This is a genomic window from Enterococcus dongliensis (assembly GCF_031927985.1).
Classification (GTDB): domain Bacteria; phylum Bacillota; class Bacilli; order Lactobacillales; family Enterococcaceae; genus Enterococcus_A; species Enterococcus_A dongliensis.
In genome coordinates, this window is record NZ_JARPZC010000044.1 from 1 (window position 1) to 1594 (window position 1594).

Consider the following 1594-nt stretch of genomic DNA (forward strand, 5'->3'; position numbering starts at 1 on the left):
GCTCCGACTGAATCGACCTACGTTTGGAATGAGTTGTTACAGGACATTTACTCCAGAGGGGTTCATGATGTCTTACTTTTTATTACCGATGGCTTAAAAGGCATGAAAGATACGATTCACCAGATTTATCCTAAAGCTAAATACCAACATTGCTGTGTTCACGTTTCCCGTAATATTGCTCATAAAGTACGTGTCAAAGATCGAAAAGAAATCTGTGATGATTTTAAGGCTGTTTATCCAGCTAGCTCAAAGGAAGAGGCAAATACCTTTTTAGGGAGTATGATTGAGAAGTGGCAGAAAACTTATCCTAAAGTGACGCAGTCACTGATAAAAAATCAAGATTTATTGACTTTTTATGAGTTTCCGCCTGGTATCCGCCGAAGCATTTACTCAACTAATTTAATCGAATCTTTCAATAAACAAATCAAGAAATACAGCCGCAGAAAAGAGCAGTTTCAAAATGAAGAATCACTAGAGCGTTTCCTAGTATCCATCTTTGATACATACAATCAAAAATTCTTAAATAGAAGCCATAAAGGCTTCCAACAAGTGACGGATACATTAGCTTCAATGTTTACTGAGTAACCCATTATTTTGCAGAAGGACGAGTTATTTACACAAAATTATTGACGCTCCCTTTATTTGTAAGCGTTTATTCTATTTTAATGGCTTTTTATTTGTTTTTAGTTTAATATTCAATTAAGAATAACATATGTATAGGGGAAAATATGTTATTCATTGAATTTAGGGGGAAAAGAAGTGGGAAGAAAAAAAGTAGTTCATGAGAATGGGAAAAGTTATGTTGTGGTAGAGAAAAAACCTATTTACAAACGGGTATGGTTTTGGATCTTAGCTGTTATTATTTTTTTCGTAATTGTAGGATTAATTGGCGGTACAACTAAGAAAGATGAAGCTGCTGAACCAGCGACAGCATCGTCAAGTAAATCTAATGCAGCAAATTTAGGTGAAAAAGAAAAAACAGAGTCAAGTACTAAAGACGTATTTACTCTAGGTGATAGTATTTCAGAACCAGCGGTTGTTGGTGATACTTTCTCTTTTGCACTTAACGATTACAGCGATGAAACGATTGGTATAAAGGTAAATGGTATTCATAATTCGGTAAATGGTATTTCTATTCAAGACATCTTAACGAATGAAAATCAATTTAACCCTGTAGCTAATGATGGCTGGCAGTGGTTAGGTGTTCATGCAAGTATCTTATATCTTGCTGAAGATCTAGATGATGAAAATGCATCTCAAAATATTATGATTGATCCAAGAGTTATCGTTGATAAAAAATTATTGTCACGTGATTCAGTTGTAGAACCAGAAGGAATGGATAACACTTTTGAACTTTACAACAAAACTACTGTTGATAAATTAATTCCAATTTTAGTTCCAACTGATTTAAATGGTCATGATGTTTTACTTCGTTTTAACGGATTTTTAGGTGAGGATTATAGATACCTAAAAATTTCTGATCCTCAACCTTTAACAGAATAATAAAAAACGTGTAATCAATGGGACCTGCAACAGTTTAGTTAACAGTCGGTTAGATTACTTATTTTCTTCGCCTCAAATTGTCGAGGAGTCA

1 protein-coding gene and 1 pseudogene are annotated in these 1594 nt (G+C 33.9%); both read left to right on the forward strand.

The features are described 5' to 3' along the window. Window positions 1-585, forward strand: a pseudogene (locus tag P7D84_RS13645) (IS256-like element ISEfm2 family transposase); the annotation flags it as partial. 174 nt (window positions 586-759) lie between these two features. Further along, complete coding sequence (locus P7D84_RS13650) at window positions 760-1503, forward strand: hypothetical protein (protein WP_311806781.1); 744 nt, start codon at window positions 760-762, stop codon at window positions 1501-1503. The last annotated feature ends 91 nt before the right edge of the window (window positions 1504-1594 follow it).